Below are 14,639 nucleotides of genomic sequence, written 5' to 3' on the forward strand. Positions count from 1 at the left end.
CCCGGCGAGAACACCCCGGCAACGCACGAGAGCCGGCCCGGCGCCCCGCGCCCGGCCGGCTCTCGCGCGTCCGCCGGCTACTTGTCGATGTCGCCGACGACGAAGAACATCGAGCCGAGGATCGCGACCATGTCGGCCACCAGGGTGCCGGGCAGCAGCTCGGTCAGCGCCTGGATGTTGTTGTACGAGGCCGAACGCAGCTTGAGCCGGTACGGCGTCTTCTCGCCCTTCGAGACGAGGTAGTAGCCGTTGATGCCCAGCGGGTTCTCGGTCCACGCGTACGTGTGGCCCTCGGGCGCCTTCAGGACCTTCGGCAGCCGCTGGTTGATCGGCCCGGGCGGCAGCTGCTCCAGCCGGTCGAGGCAGGCCTCGGCCAGCTCCAGCGCGTTGTGCGTCTGGTCCAGCAGGCACTCGAAGCGGGCCAGGCAGTCGCCCTCCTGCCGGGTGACGACCTTGAGCACGTCCTGGAGCTCGCCGTACGCCAGGTACGGCTCGTCGCGGCGCAGGTCGAAGTCGACGCCCGAGGCACGCGCGATCGGCCCGCTGACCCCGTAGGCGTGCACGGCCTCGGCGGACAGCACGCCCACCCCGCGGGTCCGGCCGCGGAAGATCTCGTTGCCGCGGACCAGGTCGTCGTACACGGACATGCGCGAGGTGACGTCCTCGATCGCGGCCCGGGCCCGGCCCGTCCAGCCCAGCGGCAGGTCCTCCTTGAGGCCGCCGACGCGGTTGAACATGTAGTGCATGCGGCCGCCGGAGATCTCCTCCATGACGGCCTGGAGCTCCTCGCGCTCGCGGAACGCGTGGAAGATCGGGGTGATGCCGCCCAGTTCGAGCGGGTACGACCCCAGGAACATCAGGTGGTTCAGGACGCGGTTGAGCTCGGCCAGCAGCGTGCGCATCCACACCGCGCGCTCGGGCACCTCCATGCCCAGCATCCGCTCGACGGCCATGACGACGCCCAGCTCGTTCGAGAAGGCCGACAGCCAGTCGTGGCGGTTGGCCAGCATCACGATCTGCCGGTAGTCACGGGCCTCGAACAGCTTCTCCGCGCCCCGGTGCATGTACCCGACGACGGGCTCGGCCGAGCGGATCCGCTCGCCGTCCAGGACGAGGCGCAGGCGCAGCACGCCGTGCGTGGAAGGGTGCTGGGGGCCGATGTTGAGCACCATGTCGGTGCTCTCCGCGGCACCGCCGATGCCGACCGTGGTCTCCGTCATGGGAACAGTCTCTCAGCCCCCGCTCGATCCCCGGCCGCAGCCCTACTCTGGGGGGATGGAGACGGGGACGGGGAGCGGGGCGGGGACGGGGACGGGGGCGGCGCCCGGGGCGGCGGTGTCCGGGGCGGAGCCCGAGTGGACCGGCCTGCCGGGCGGGCTGCTCACCATGCGGCGCCTGCTGCTGGCGGTCTGGCTGGGCGCGGCGGCCGTCGTGGCGGGGGTGCTGCCCGGCGTGCTGGCGGGGCCGGCCTGGGCGGCGTGCGCGCTGCTGCCGCTGGCGGTGCTCGCCTGGGGCTGGGTGGTGCTGGGGCGCAACTGGCGCTCGTGGCGGTACGCCGAGCGCGCCGACGACCTGCTGATCAGCCGGGGCGTGCTGTGGCGGGAGGAGACGGTGGTCCCGTACGGCCGGATGCAGCTGGTCGAGGTCACCTCGGGCCCGCTGGAGCGGCGCTTCGGTCTGGCCTCCGTACAGCTGCACACGGCGGCCGCGGCCACGGACGCCCGCATCCCCGGCCTGGACCCGCACGAGGCGGAGCGGCTGCGCGACCGGCTGACCGAGCTGGGCGAGGCGAGGTCGGCGGGCCTGTGAGCAGTACGGAAGCGGAAGCGCGCGCCGCCGCCCCGGAGCGGCGGCTGCACCCGGTCACCCCGCTGCGCCGCGCCTGGGCCCCGATCGCCCTCGTCGCGGGCCTCTTCGTGCAGAACCCGGAGCGGGCGCGCGAGTGGAGCACGGGCCTGTCGACCGGCTGGGGCGCCCTCGCGGTGGGCCTCGCGATCCCGCTCGCGGGGCTCTACGGCTTCCTCAGCTGGTGGTTCACCCACTTCGCGGTCACCGACACCGAGCTGCGCATCCGCACCGGACTGGTCTTCCGCCGCACCGCCCACATCCGCCTCGACCGGCTCCAGGCGGTGGACGTCACCCAGCCGCTGCTGGCCCGGATCGCCGGCGTGGCCCAGCTCAAGCTGGACGTGGTCGGCACCGAGGAGAAGGACGAGCTGGCCTACCTCGGGGAGAAGGAGGCCCGGGCGCTGCGCGCGGAACTGCTGGCCCGGGCGGCCGGCTTCGCCCCCGAGGCGGCGGTCGAGGTCGGCGAGGCCCCGGTGCGCGAACTGCTGCGGCTGGCGCCCCGGCAGCTGGTGCTCTCGCTCGCGCTGAGCCTGTCGGTGCTGGGCGCGCTGGTCGCCGGGCTGCTGGCGCCGCTCGTGGTGTGGCGCTTCAGCGACAGCCCGTGGGCCGGGCTGGTGGTCCTGCTGCCGATCCTGGGCGCCGTGTGGCAGGCCAGCGCCGGCCGGTTCCTGACGGAGTTCGACTGGACGGTCGCCGAGTCCCCCGACGGGCTGCGCCTCGACCACGGCCTGCTCGACAAGGCCCACGAGACCGTCCCGCCGGGCCGCGTGCAGACCGTGCGGCTGGTCGAGCCGCTGCTGTGGCGGCGGCTCGGCTGGGTGCGGGTGGAGCTGGCCGTGGCCGGCTCCAAGAACGACGTCCTGGTGCCGGTCGCCGAGCGGGCCGCAGCCGAGCGGGTGATCGCGTGCGTGCTGCCCGGGGTGGACCTGGGCGCGCTGGCCTTCGCCCCCGCGCCCCGCCGGGGCGCCCGGTGGGTGGTCCCCGTGTGGTGGCGCGGCTACGGGCTGGCCGTCTCGCCGGCGGTGTTCGCGGTGCGCGGCGGGCTGCTGTGCCGGCGCACGGCGATCGTGCCGCACGCCAAGGTGCAGAGCGTCCGCCTCACCCAGGGGCCGTGGGAGCGGGCCATGGGCGTGGCGGACGTGGCCGTGGACACCGGCGCCGACAAGACGGTCACCGCCCGGCTGCGCCCGGCCGGCGAGGCCGCGGAGCTGCTGGCCGCCCAGGCGGAGCGGTCCCGGACGGGCCGGCGCACCGCCCGCCCCGACCGCTGGATGACATAGGGCCGCGGTCCGCGGGACGCCCCCGCGGACCGCCCGTAGCCCCGTCGGCGGTCGGGCGTCAGGCCGCCGGCCCGCTGCCCGCCCGCACCATCCCGGTCTCGTACGCCAGCACCACGACCTGGACGCGGTCGCGCAGGCCCAGCTTGGTCAGGATGCGCCCCACGTGCGTCTTGACGGTGGCTTCCGACAGCACCAGCCGGGCCGCGATCTCGCCGTTCGACAGCCCCTGCGCCACCAGCAGCATGACCTCGCGCTCGCGATCGGTCAGCCGCTCCAGCTCCTTGTGCTGCGGCTCCGCCGTGGTCGTCGGCAGCATCGGCGCGAACCGGTCCAGCAGCCGCCGGGTCGTGGACGGGGCGACCACCGCGTCGCCGCTGTGCACGGAGCGGATGGCCGCCAGCAGCTCCGCCGGCGGCACGTCCTTCAGCATGAAGCCGCTGGCCCCCGCCTTCAGCCCGGAGAACGCGTACTCGTCCAGGTCGAAGGTGGTCAGGATGATGACCTTGGGGTGGTTCTCCTGCTCGCAGATACGGCGCGTGGCCTCGACCCCGTCGAGCTTCGGCATGCGGACGTCCATCAGCACCACGTCGACCGTCGTCGCCCGCAGCACCTCCAGCGCCTCCAGGCCGTCGCCCGCCTCCGCGACCACGTCCATGTCCGGCTGGGCCGCGAGGACCATCCGGAAACCGGTGCGCAGCAGCACCTGGTCGTCGACCAGCATGACTCGGATGGACATCCCGTAATCCCTATCCCTTTGGTTCGGGGCCCCTACGGCCCTGTGCCTCTACGGCCCTGTCAGGACCTGCCGGCCCGCCCGGCCCGCCCACGCGTCAGGACTTCCCCTTCAGCGGCAGCAGCGCACTGATCCGGAAGCCGCCGCCGGGCCGGGGACCCGCGTCCAGCGTGCCCCCCACCATGCCGACCCGCTCCCGCATGCCGATCAGTCCGTGCCCGGCACCGTCCGCGCCGCCGTCCTCGTACAGCTCGTGCGCCGCGCCCCGGCCGTCGTCCTCGACCAGCAGGCCGAGCCCGTCGTCGAAGTAGACCAGGCGCACCCGGGCCTTCGCCTCGGGGCCGCCGTGCTTGCGCGTGTTGGTGAGGGCCTCCTGCACGATCCGGTACGCGGTCAGCTCCACGCCGCTGGGCAGCGGGCGCGGGGTGCCCTCGACGTCGAAGTCCACCACGAGGCCGGCCTGCCGGACCTGTTCGACCAGGACCTCGATCTGTTCCACGTCCGGCTGGGGCACGTAGTCCTCGGAGTCCTGCGGCTCGCCGGTGCGCAGCACGCCCAGCAGGCGGCGCATCTCGGCCAGCGCCTGACGACCGGTGGTGGAGATCGTCTCCAGGGCCTGCTTGGCCTGCTCCGGCGCCATGTCGATGACGTACGCCGCGCCGTCCGCCTGCACCACCATCACCGAGACGTTGTGCGCGACGACGTCGTGCAGCTCGCGGGCGATCCGGGCGCGCTCTGCGGCCACCGCCACCTTCGCCTGGGCCTCGCGCTCCTTCTCCAGCCGGCGGTTCTTCTCCTCCAGCTGCGCGAAGTACGCCCGCCGGGTGCGGATCGAGTCGCCCAGCACCCAGGCCAGCGCGAACGGCACGGTCGCCATGAGCGGCGTCGCGATGTCGTTGGTGGGGTTGGCCCCGGTGAAGCCCCAGCGCAGGGCCGCCAGCGGGGCGGCCAGGAGACCGGAGCCGAAGGCGACCCGGGAGAGCCATCGGGGCACCTCGGCGGAGGCGGCGACCGTGTAGAGGATGAGGAGCATGGCCACGTCCGCCATGTGGGGTTGGACGTCCGCCGCGAGCTGGAACGCCCCCGCGCCCACCGCCAGCCAGTACATGGCGGCGGTGAAGCGCCGGCGCAGGGCCGTGACCGCGCAGAGCGCGGTCACCGAGACCATCGCCAGCAGCCGGGCCGGCACCGAGCCGTGCTCCGAGGCGACCTCCAGCGTCGAGACGCCGAAGAGCAGCACAGCCCAGAAGCTGTCGACGCCCGTCGGGTGTCTGCGGAGGAAGTCGTAGAAGCGCTGCACGTAACCCAGAGTAGGGAAGGGGGATAGGTGCCGGAGTCAACCGCAGGGGCGATCTCTCTCCGCGGGCTCCTACTCCCCAAGGTGGAGTACCTCCCGCCCCTCCGGGTGCACCTACCTTTGTGCGCATGAGCGGTGATCTGGGGAGCGGGGCGGCGGAGCCGGCCGGGCCGGTGGGCTGGCGGCGGGCGATGGAGCGGGCCCTGTACGGGCCGGACGGCTTCTACGTGCGCCCGCAGGGCCCGGGTCCCGCCGGCCACTTCCGCACCTCCGTGCACGCCTCCCCCCTGTACGCCGCGGCGGTGGCCGAGCTGCTGCGCCGGGTGGACGGGGCCCTCGGGGGGCCGCCGGAGCTGGCGTTCGTCGACATGGCCGCCGGGCGCGGGGAGCTGATCACCGGGGTGCTGGCCGCGCTGCCGGCGGCCACGGCCGCGCGCGTGCGCCCGTACGCCGTGGACCTCGCCCCGCGCCCGGCCGGCCTGGACCCGCGGATCGAGTGGCGGCCCCGGCCGCCGGCCGGGGTGGCGGGGCTGCTGTTCGCCAACGAGTGGCTGGACAACGTCCCGCTCGACGTCGCCGAGGACGGCCGGTACGTGCTGGTCGCCGAGGACGGCTCCGAGGAGCCCGGCGGGCCGGTCGCCGGGGCGGACCGCGACTGGCTGGAGCGGTGGTGGCCGGGCTGGCGCGACGGCGGGCGGGCCGAGATCGGCCGCCCGCGCGACGAGGCGTGGTCCGCGGCGGCCGGCTGCGTGGTGCGGGGCCTGGCGGTGGCCGTCGACTACGCGCACGCGCGCGCCGAGCGGCCTCCGTACGGCACGCTCACCGGCTTCCGCGGCGGCCGCGAGGTACGCCCGGTCCCGGACGGCAGCTGCGACGTCACCGCCCACGTGGCGCTGGACGCGTGCGCCGGTCCGGACGCGGTGCTGCTGACGCAGCGCGCGGCGCTGGCGGAGCTGGGGGTGTCGGGGGCGCGGCCGCCGCTGTCCCTGGCCGCGACGGACCCGGCGGCCTACGTCCGCGCCCTGGCGGGCGCGGGCGAGGCGGCGGAGCTCACGGCGCGCGGGGGCCTGGGGGACTTCGGGTGGCTGGTGGAGACGCGGGGGATCGGGCGGGTGCTCTGACGCACGGAGGGGGTGCCGCCACGGCCGTGGCGGCACCCCCTCCGTGCGTGTTCCGTGCCGTTACTCCGTCACGTCGTGGCCCTCGTGCAGGCCGCCGCCGCTGCCGCTGCCGCCGGTCGGGGTGGAGGTCACCGGCTGCGTCAGGGGCGCGAGGTCGTAGGCGTAGTGGCCGACCGCGTCCGCGATGACGTCGATGTTCACGTCGAAGGCCGGCATGTTGATGTTGGTGATGTCGTCGCCCTTGGCGTGGTAGTTCACGTCGTAGGCGACGCCCGCCGTGCCGCCGTACTTGGCGGCCTGGGCCTCCGTCTTGATGCCCTCGGCGCCGGTGAACGTACCGCCGGACGGGACGCCCGCGCCGATGAACGGCCCGTAGTCGGAGCGGCCGGTGAAGTCCGTGCCCTCGTGCGGGATGTTCTGCGAGGTCAGGAAGTCGTTGATGCCCTTCTCGATCTGCGCGGAGCCCTCGGGGCCGGGGCCGGAGCCCACGCCGTCCGAGTCGTCGCCGTCGTAGACGAAGTACGCGGCGTTCGGCGAGGCGATCATGTCGAAGTTCAGGTACAGCTTGATCTGCTTCTTCTGCGCCTCGGAGAGCGAGTCGACGTACGCCTCGGAGCCCAGCAGGCCGAACTCCTCCGCCGACCACCAGGCGAAGCGGACCTTGTTCTTGACCTTCTCCTTCGACTTGGCCAGCTGCTGGGCCACCGTCAGGATGCCGGCAGACCCGGAGCCGTTGTCGTTGATGCCGGGGCCCGCGGTGACGGAGTCGAGGTGGGCGCCGAGGAAGACCGTGTCGTCCGGGTCGCCGCCGGGGGTCTCGGCGACCACGTTGAAGGTCTTCCGGGTCTCGTGGATCTCCCGGATGTCCAGGTTCACGGTGACCGGGCCGGCCGCGATCTCGGCGGCCAGCGCCTCGCCGTCGGCCTGGGTGAGGCCACCGGTGGGGATCTTGCCGACGTTCGGGTCGGCCAGGGTGCCGTTGAGGGTGCCGGCGGTGTTGTTGTAGACGATCGCGCCGATGGCGCCCGCGGCCGCCGCGTTGGCCTGCTTGGCCGCGAAGGTGCAGCCGCCGCGCTTGATCAGGACGATCCTGCCGGCGTAGTTGCCGGTGGCGTAGTCCCCGGCGTCGCAGCCGTTGGTGTTGTCGGCGTCCACCGGGACCGCCGCGAGCTGCCCGGTGATGCCGCCCTCCGGGCCGCTCGCCGTGTACGTCATCAGCTTGATCGCGACGTCCCGCGGGGTGGGGGAGACCACCTTCAGCGTCTCGGCGATCGGGGCCGTGTAGACGAAGTCGAACTCGTGCCGGACCGGCTTGTAGCCGGCGCCGCGCAGCACCGCCTCGACGTACTTCGCGGACTGCTCGTGGCCCTTCGAGCCGGCCACCCGGGTGCCGCCGTTGTAGTCCGCGATGGACTGCAGCGTCTGGAGGTGCTTGAAGGCGGCCTTCGCGGTGGAGTCCTTCACGAGCTTCCTGGCCAGCGCGTCGCCCTTGTTGGCCCAGCTGGGGCTCCCGTCGCCGGGGGTGGCGCCGGCGGGGCCCGCGATGAGCAGCGGGGAGACGAGGGCGGCGGCCGCCAGGGCGGCGGTGGCGGCGGCTATACGGCGTGCGGGCATGGACGTCCTTTCACACGGCAGGCAGGGGAGTGCACTGGGGTGGGGCGTGGAGCTGGGACGCGCGGTGCACGCACGTTATGCGGGTGCCGCCCGGTCTCGCCAGGCTTTTCGCTGATTCCGGTTGATGAATTCCATATATCGGTACCGGAGTAGTGGGGCGCGAGTGTTGACCCGGCATCAGGGGGAAGCGCTGGGCCGTTGGGGCCGGAGCGACACGGGTGGCGGCCGGCGGGCCGCCACCCGTGGGCAGGGGGCGCCGGCTGCGCCCGCCGCCGGGTCAGCGCAGGATGCCCTCGACGAGGTCGGAGCCCAGTCGCGCCACCGTGCCGAGGTCCAACTGGTGCTGGACGTAGCGTCCTTGCCGGCGGGTGGTCAGCAGCCCGGCCCTCTTCAGCACCGACAGGTGGCGGGAGACCTCCGGGGCGCTGATCCCGTACGTGTTCGCCAACTCTCCCGTGGTGGCGGGCCCGCGCGCCAGGCTCCGGCACAGCCGCATGCGCATCGGGTGCGCGAGGGCCTCCATCCGACGCTGCAGCAGCTCCACCGGGCCCGGGCCCGGCAGCTCCGCGGAGCGCACCGGGTACTGCACCACCGGCCGCCAGCCGGCGGCGTGCAGCACCAGCAGGTGGGGCCAGCCGAAGGTGGACGGGACCATGACCAGTCCGGGGCCGAGCTCCGGGTCGACGGCGGAGGTGTCGCCGGTGGTCATCTTGTCGACGGTGATCACGGACCCGGCCGGGTCCACGGACAGGGCGGTGGAGACCCCCGCCAGCGCCGCCGCCAGGCCCTTGCGGCGCAGCAGCTCGGTCTGGTGGCGGGCGTGGGCCGTCAGCCCCGGCGAGATGCGCCGCCAGGTCTCCCCGAAGAAGGCCTCCTCGCAGTCCTCGAGCAGCCGGCGCAGCCAGGCCCGTACGGTCCCGGGCTCGGCCAGCAGCCGGTGCGTGAACCCGAGCTGCCGCGGCCCCCGGGCGGCGGCCGCCTCCAGCGCGCGGGTGCGGGCGGCCGGGTCGGTCAGGGGGGAGGGGCCGCCGCCCTCGTTGTAGTGGGCGAGCGCGCAGTGTTCCAGGGCGGCCGCGACGAACCGCTCGTCCGGCAGCCGGTCGAGCAGGTCGAGCTCCTCGGCCAGCGTCGCGCCGGGCAGGCGGGGGCCGTCGGTGGCCGCGGGCAGTCCCGCGAAGGGCATGAAGACGTCCGAGTACGACACCTGCCACAGGAACCCGGCCTCCAGCAGCCGGTCCGCCAGGCACGGGTCGAGCCGGGCGGCGGTGGCCGTGGTCCAGGAGGCCAGGTTCGGGTGGTGGGCGGGCTGCGCGAGCGCGTGCAGCACCATGCACAGCTCCGCGAGCGGGGACGGGGCGAACACGATCCGCCCGTGCTCCAGCCCGCCGATGTCGATGGTCACGCCCATCGGGCCATTGTCCCCGTACGTCCGGCGGCGCCCGGGGTCGCCTTCCGGCAGCGGCCGGCGGGGTCCCGGGCGCCGGTCCGGGTCAGACGAGCGCCCGTACCTCCTCGACGAAGTCGAGGACCGCGCGGCGGACGTCGTCGGCGGACCAGGACAGCGCCTCCGAGGCCACCGTCACCTCCGTGACCGCCAGCCCGGGCGGGCCGTCGGCGAAGAACCGGCCGAAGAGCGCCGTCCGCGTGGACTCCGCCTGTCGGACCGCGGCCTCCGTCAGGAGATCGGCCCCGTACGGCAGCCACACGTGGAACTGGTGCGTCGCCGGCGCCTCCGGCACCAGCCGGAACCACGGCACCCCCGCCTCCGCGAACCCCGCCCGCAGTCCCTCGGCCACCACCTTCGCGTGCGCCACGTACCCCGGCAGCCGCGGCAGCTCCCGCTCCAGTCCGGCGAGCGCCGACAGGGCCTGCGGGAACTGCCGGAACACCTGGCCGCCGTACCGGTGCCGCCACACCCGCGCCTCCGCCACCAGCGAGGCGTCCCCCGCCAGCGCCGCGCCCGAGAACCCGCCGAGGGACTTGTAGAACGACACGTACACGCTGTCCGCCAGGTCCGCGATCTCCGACAGCGGCCGCCCGAAGTGCTCCGTGGTCTCCCACAGCCGAGCCCCGTCGAAGTGCACGACCGCCTCCCGCTCGCGCGCCGCCTCCACCAGCTCGGTCAGCTCCTCCCAGGAGGGCAGCAGGAAGCCGGGGTCGCGCAGCGGCAGCTCCACCATCAGGGTCCCGAACGGCTCGGGCAGCTCGCGCACCTCGTCGGCCGTCGGCTGCCGGGCCTCGGTCGTGGTGTGGACGACGCGCAGCCCCGACACGACCGAGAGGGCCTCGCCCTCCCACCGCTCCGGGTGGGACTCGGGGTGCAGGGCCACGACCGGGTTGCCGGTCCGGCCCGCCCAGCAGCGCAGCGCCACCTGCTGGGCCATCGTGCCGGAGGGGAAGAACGCCGCCGCCTCCTTGCCGAGCAGCTCCGCGACCCGGCGCTCCAGCTCGGCCACGACCCCGTCGCCGTACTTGTCGCCCGGCTCGTCCAGGTCGTAGCCGTGCTCCGCCCAGGCCGCCAGGTCGGCCAGCTGCTCGCCGAGGGTCCGGTCCACCACGTTCCGGGTCAGGATCCGCTCGGCAGCCCGCCAGGCGGCCCGGCGCCGGCGCGCGGCGGCCTCCTCGGCGTCCGGCTCCGCGCCGGGGCTCCCCTCCGGTACGTCCGCCACGTTCCCCACTTCCGCCGCACCCTCTGCATCCTCTGCGCCATCGCGCCGCGCGTCCGTCATACGGCCGATCATCACCCGCCCGGGCGCGCCCGGCCACGGAAATTCCGGCCGGGGGGCCAGCGGCTAGCATGGCGACGTATCGTCCGGTACCCCCCGCGGACTGGAACGGAAGGCCCGCCCCGCGTGAACCCAACCCAGCAGCCCCGCCCCGCCCGGCTCACCGTCGGAGTCGTCGGTGCGGGCCGTGTCGGCCCCGCCCTGGCCGCCTCGCTCCAGCTCGCCGGGCACCACCCGGTCGCCGTGTCGGGCGTCTCCGACGCGTCCCGGCGCCGGGCCGAGGCCCTGCTGCCCGGAGTGCCCCTCGTACCGCCGTCCCAGGTGCTGGAGATGGCCGACCTGGTACTGCTGACCGTCCCCGACGACGCCCTGCCCGGGCTCGTCGAGGGCCTGGCCGCCACCGGGGCCGTCCGCCCCGGCCAGCTGCTCGTGCACACCTCCGGCCGGTACGGCACCGCCGTCCTCGACCCCGCACGCCGCGCCGGCGCGCTGCCGCTGGCCCTGCACCCCGCCATGACGTTCACCGGAACCTCGGTCGACGTGCAGCGGCTCGCCGGCTGCTCCTTCGGGGTGACCGCCCCCGAGGAACTGCGGCTGGCCGCCGAGGCCCTGGTCATCGAGATGGGCGGCGAGCCGGAGTGGATCGCCGAGGAGGCCCGGCCGCTGTACCACGCGGCCCTCGCCCTCGGCGCGAACCACCTCGTCACGCTCGTGGCCCAGGCCATGGAACTGCTCGGCAAGGCCGGTGTCGGCCACCCCGACCGGATGCTCGGCCCGCTCCTCGGCGCCGCCCTCGACAACGCCCTGCGCTCCGGCGACGCGGCCCTGACCGGGCCGGTCGCGCGCGGCGACGCCGGCACGGTCGCCGCCCACGTGGCGGAGCTGCGCAAGCACTCTCCCGCCAGCGTCGCGGGCTACCTCGCGATGGCCCGCGCCACCGCGGACCGCGCCCTCGCGCACGGGCTGCTCAAGCCGGAACTCGCCGAGGACCTGCTCGGCGTGCTCGGCGTCGGTACGGACGACGTCCCCGACGGCCGCCACGGCCCCGACGGTCCCGACGGCCCCCAGGGAGGGGAACGATGAACCGCCAGCTGCCGCCGGTGCTCCGCACGGCCGCAGAGCTGCACGCCCTGCGCGCCGACGCGAAGGGCCGCCGCACCGTCGTCATGACGATGGGCGCCCTCCACGAAGGCCACGCCACGCTCGTCCGCACCGCCCGGGACCTCGCCGGCCCCGACGGCCAGGTCGTGGTCACCGTCTTCGTCAACCCGCTCCAGTTCGGCCCGCACGAGGACCTCGACCGCTACCCCCGCACCCTCGACTCCGACGTCGACATCGCGGGCGCGGCCGGCGCCGACGCCGTCTTCGCCCCCGGCGTCGACGAGGTCTACCCGGGCGGCGAGCCGCAGGTGCGCGTCACCGCCGGCCCGATGGGCGAGCGCCTCGAAGGTGCCACCCGCCCCGGCCACTTCGACGGCATGCTCACCGTCGTCGCCAAGCTGCTGCACCTGACCCGCCCCGACACCGCCCTGTTCGGCCAGAAGGACGCGCAGCAGCTCGCCCTCATCCGGCGCATGGTGAGCGACCTCAACTTCCCGGTCGAGATCGTGGGCGTACCGACCGTCCGCGAGGGTGACGGCCTGGCCCTCTCCAGCCGCAACCGCTACCTGTCGGAGGCCGAGCGGGGCACCGCCCTCGCCCTCTCCCGCGCCCTCTTCGCTGGCCGCGACCGGCTGGCCGCCCAGTACGCCCTCGTCGCGCGCGCCTCCACCGCGCCCACCACCGACGAACGGGCCGCCGCCCTCGCCAAGATGGGCGAGTCCCGTGCCTCCGCCGACGCGCACGCCGTGTCCGTGGCCGCCGCCGGACTGCCCGCGGCCGTCCGGGCCGCCGCCGGGGCCGTCCTGGCCGACGCGGCCGCCGCCGAACCGCCCCTGGCCCTCGACTACGTCGCGCTGGTCGACCCCGCCACCTTCACCGAGGTCCCCGACGCCTTCACCGGGACGGCCGTGCTGGCCGTCGCCGCGAAGGTCGGCACGACCCGGCTCATCGACAACATCCCCCTGGAATTCGGCCCCGTGGACGCCGTCGGAACCGCAGCCGCGACCGCCGCCCCGCCCTCGGGGGACCGTACGGCAGACGGAGCACACCTGTGAGCAGCACCGGCCGCACCCCGGCCAACAGAGCCACCGGCCCGGGCACGGGCACCGCCACCGGCATACGCCTGCACGCCCCCGCCCCCGGCTGGGCGATCGGGGCGGACGTCGTGGTCATCGGCTCCGGCGTCGCCGGCCTGACCGCCGCCCTGCGCTGCGCCGCCGCCGGCCGCCGTACGGTCGTCGTCACCAAGGCCCGGCTCGACGACGGCTCCACCCGCTGGGCCCAGGGCGGCATCGCCGCCGCCCTCGGCGAGGGCGACACCCCCGAGCAGCACCTGGACGACACCCTGGTCGCCGGCGCCGGACTGTGCGACGAGAGCGCCGTACGGCTGCTGGTCACCGAGGGCCCCGACGCGGTGCGCCGCCTGATGGCCGCCGGCGCCGAGTTCGACCGCGACGCCACCACCGGCGAGATAGAGCTGACCCGCGAGGGCGGCCACCACCGCCGCCGCATCGCGCACGCCGGCGGCGACGCCACCGGCGCCGAGATCTCCCGCGCCCTCGTCGAGGCCGTCCACGCCTCCGGCATCGAGACCATCGAGAACGCCCTCGTGCTCGACCTCCTCCAGGACGCGGCCGGCCGCACCGCCGGCGTCACCCTGCACGTCATGGGCGAGGGCCAGCACGACGGCGTCGGCGCCGTCCACGCCCCCGCCGTGATCCTGGCGACCGGCGGCATGGGCCAGGTCTTCTCCGCCACCACCAACCCCGCCGTCTCCACCGGCGACGGCGTCGCGCTCGCGCTGCGCGCCGGGGCCGAGGTCTCCGACCTCGAGTTCGTCCAGTTCCACCCGACGGTGCTCTTCCTCGGACCCGACGTCGAGGGCCAGCAGCCCCTGGTCTCCGAGGCGGTGCGCGGCGAAGGCGCCCACCTCGTCGACGCGGACGGGGTCCGCTTCATGGTCGGGCAGCACGAACTCGCCGAACTGGCCCCCCGCGACATCGTCGCCAAGGGCATCATGCGCCGCATGCAGGAGCAGGGCGCGCAGAACATGTACCTGGACGCCCGGCACTTCGGCGCCGCCATGTGGGAGCAGCGCTTCCCCACCATCCTCGCCGCCTGCCGCGCCCACGGCATCGACCCCGTCACCCAGCCGATCCCGGTCGCCCCCGCCGCGCACTACGCGAGCGGCGGCGTACGGACCGACCTGCGCGGCCGGACCACCGTCCCCGGCCTCTACGCGTGCGGCGAGGTGGCCTGCACCGGCGTCCACGGCGCCAACCGGCTGGCCTCCAACTCCCTGTTGGAGGGGCTGGTGTTCGCCGAGCGCATCGCGGCGGACATCACCGCCCGCGCCGCCGCCGGCGAACTCACCTCGGCCGGCCCCGGCATACCCGTGCCGTCCACCGGCCCGCTGCTGCCCGGCGACGCCCGCTTCGAGGTGCAGCGCATCATGACCGAGGGCGCGGGCGTGCTGCGCTCCGCCGACAGCCTCCAGGACGCGGCCGACGCACTGGAGTCCCTGTACTGCCGCGCTCTCAACGAACTGGAGACGCACGGCAAGACGGCCGAGCCCGGCACCGACACGTGGGAGGCCACCAACCTCCTGTGCGTGGCCCGGGTGCTGGTCGCGGCCGCCCGCCGCCGCGAGGAGACCCGCGGCTGCCACTGGCGCGAGGACCACCCCGACCGCGAGGACGCCGCCTGGCGACGCCACATCGTCGTACGGCTGTCGGCGACCCGGCGGCGCGCCCTGGTCGTCGCCACGACCCCGACGGCGGACCTCCCGCCGGTGGACGGGCCGTCGGCCCTGGTGCCGATGCCCGAGGAGCGGCCCGACCGGCGCTCCGACTGCAGCGAGCGCCCCGGGCGCTCCGAAGAGCCTTCCGTACGCCACCCCCTGACGCAGGAGCAGTGACC

Annotated in this window: 12 protein-coding genes; 6 read left to right on the plus strand and 6 right to left on the minus strand. The window is 75.0% G+C overall.

From position 1 onward, the window contains the following. Nucleotides 1-77: 77 nt before the first annotated feature. Nucleotides 78-1,220 carry an NADH-quinone oxidoreductase subunit D gene (locus ACIQCH_RS16555; RefSeq protein ID WP_402581375.1) on the minus strand — a complete coding sequence of 381 codons (1,143 nt, stop codon included), beginning with the start codon at nt 1,218-1,220 and terminating at the stop codon, nt 78-80. A 55-nt stretch (nt 1,221-1,275) separates the two neighbouring features. Between ACIQCH_RS16555 and ACIQCH_RS16560 the strand changes: the two genes are divergently transcribed. Both ACIQCH_RS16560 and ACIQCH_RS16565 read left to right on the plus strand, forming a co-directional pair. Further along, a complete protein-coding gene (locus ACIQCH_RS16560) occupies nt 1,276-1,809 on the plus strand; it encodes a PH domain-containing protein (protein ID WP_402581376.1) in 534 nt (177 codons plus the stop codon). Beyond that, a complete protein-coding gene (locus tag ACIQCH_RS16565; protein WP_402581377.1) occupies nt 1,806-3,128 on the plus strand; it encodes a PH domain-containing protein in 1,323 nt (440 codons plus the stop codon). Before ACIQCH_RS16560 ends, ACIQCH_RS16565 begins: the two co-directional genes overlap by 4 nt. Nucleotides 3,129-3,186: 58 nt before the next feature. Here ACIQCH_RS16565 and ACIQCH_RS16570 read toward each other — a convergent pair whose 3' ends face one another. Both ACIQCH_RS16570 and ACIQCH_RS16575 read right to left on the minus strand, forming a co-directional pair. After that, entirely contained in the window at nt 3,187-3,864 is a 678-nt protein-coding gene (locus tag ACIQCH_RS16570; RefSeq protein ID WP_030199713.1) for a response regulator transcription factor, read from the minus strand. 94 nt (nt 3,865-3,958) lie between these two features. Then, the gene (locus tag ACIQCH_RS16575) at nt 3,959-5,161 is read right to left on the minus strand and encodes a sensor histidine kinase (protein WP_402581378.1); all 1,203 of its coding nucleotides are present in this window, start codon (nt 5,159-5,161) and stop codon (nt 3,959-3,961) included. 125 nt (nt 5,162-5,286) lie between these two features. On the opposite strand from ACIQCH_RS16575, the gene ACIQCH_RS16580 reads away from it, so the two are divergent. Continuing rightward, nucleotides 5,287-6,279 (plus strand): SAM-dependent methyltransferase, encoded by a 993-nt coding sequence (locus tag ACIQCH_RS16580; protein ID WP_402581379.1) that lies wholly within the window; start codon nt 5,287-5,289, stop codon nt 6,277-6,279. A 60-nt stretch (nt 6,280-6,339) separates the two neighbouring features. Here ACIQCH_RS16580 and ACIQCH_RS16585 read toward each other — a convergent pair whose 3' ends face one another. The 3 genes from ACIQCH_RS16585 to ACIQCH_RS16595 form a co-directional block, all read right to left on the minus strand. After that, a complete protein-coding gene (locus tag ACIQCH_RS16585) occupies nt 6,340-7,893 on the minus strand; it encodes a M28 family metallopeptidase (RefSeq protein WP_402581381.1) in 1,554 nt (517 codons plus the stop codon). A 277-nt stretch (nt 7,894-8,170) separates the two neighbouring features. Next, a complete protein-coding gene (locus ACIQCH_RS16590; RefSeq protein WP_402581383.1) occupies nt 8,171-9,301 on the minus strand; it encodes a DUF5937 family protein in 1,131 nt (376 codons plus the stop codon). A gap of 82 nt (nt 9,302-9,383) precedes the next feature. After that, nucleotides 9,384-10,622 (minus strand): threonine aldolase family protein, encoded by a 1,239-nt coding sequence (locus ACIQCH_RS16595; protein ID WP_402581384.1) that lies wholly within the window; start codon nt 10,620-10,622, stop codon nt 9,384-9,386. A gap of 123 nt (nt 10,623-10,745) precedes the next feature. Here ACIQCH_RS16595 and ACIQCH_RS16600 point away from each other — a divergent pair, with 123 nt between their 5' ends. Genes ACIQCH_RS16600 through ACIQCH_RS16610 form a run of 3 tightly spaced genes read left to right on the plus strand, consistent with a single transcriptional unit; the run spans nt 10,746 to nt 14,637 of the window. Beyond that, nucleotides 10,746-11,702, plus strand: a complete 957-nt coding sequence (locus ACIQCH_RS16600) for a Rossmann-like and DUF2520 domain-containing protein (RefSeq protein ID WP_402581386.1) — start codon at nt 10,746-10,748, stop codon at nt 11,700-11,702. Next, nucleotides 11,699-12,775, plus strand: a complete 1,077-nt coding sequence (panC, locus tag ACIQCH_RS16605) for a pantoate--beta-alanine ligase (protein WP_402581387.1) — start codon at nt 11,699-11,701, stop codon at nt 12,773-12,775. Before ACIQCH_RS16600 ends, panC begins: the two co-directional genes overlap by 4 nt. Further along, the gene (locus ACIQCH_RS16610; protein ID WP_402581388.1) at nt 12,772-14,637 is read left to right on the plus strand and encodes an L-aspartate oxidase; all 1,866 of its coding nucleotides are present in this window, start codon (nt 12,772-12,774) and stop codon (nt 14,635-14,637) included. The genes panC and ACIQCH_RS16610 overlap by 4 nt, the downstream gene beginning before the upstream one ends. The last annotated feature ends 2 nt before the right edge of the window (nt 14,638-14,639 follow it).

This window comes from Streptomyces sp. NPDC093225 (assembly GCF_044753805.1).
Lineage (GTDB): Bacteria > Actinomycetota > Actinomycetes > Streptomycetales > Streptomycetaceae > Streptomyces.

What these genes read in the sequence shown, in the direction of transcription:
- ACIQCH_RS16555 (WP_402581375.1), bottom strand. Translation starts at nt 1,220, where the DNA reads ATGACGGAGACCACGGTCGGCATCGGCGGTGCCGCGGAGAGCACCGAC.
- ACIQCH_RS16560 (WP_402581376.1), top strand. Translation starts at nt 1,276, where the DNA reads ATGGAGACGGGGACGGGGAGCGGGGCGGGGACGGGGACGGGGGCGGCG.
- ACIQCH_RS16570 (WP_030199713.1), bottom strand. Translation starts at nt 3,864, where the DNA reads ATGTCCATCCGAGTCATGCTGGTCGACGACCAGGTGCTGCTGCGCACC.
- ACIQCH_RS16580 (WP_402581379.1), top strand. Translation starts at nt 5,287, where the DNA reads ATGAGCGGTGATCTGGGGAGCGGGGCGGCGGAGCCGGCCGGGCCGGTG.
- ACIQCH_RS16585 (WP_402581381.1), bottom strand. Translation starts at nt 7,893, where the DNA reads ATGCCCGCACGCCGTATAGCCGCCGCCACCGCCGCCCTGGCGGCCGCC.
- ACIQCH_RS16590 (WP_402581383.1), bottom strand. Translation starts at nt 9,301, where the DNA reads ATGGGCGTGACCATCGACATCGGCGGGCTGGAGCACGGGCGGATCGTG.
- ACIQCH_RS16595 (WP_402581384.1), bottom strand. Translation starts at nt 10,622, where the DNA reads ATGACGGACGCGCGGCGCGATGGCGCAGAGGATGCAGAGGGTGCGGCG.
- panC (WP_402581387.1), top strand. Translation starts at nt 11,699, where the DNA reads ATGAACCGCCAGCTGCCGCCGGTGCTCCGCACGGCCGCAGAGCTGCAC.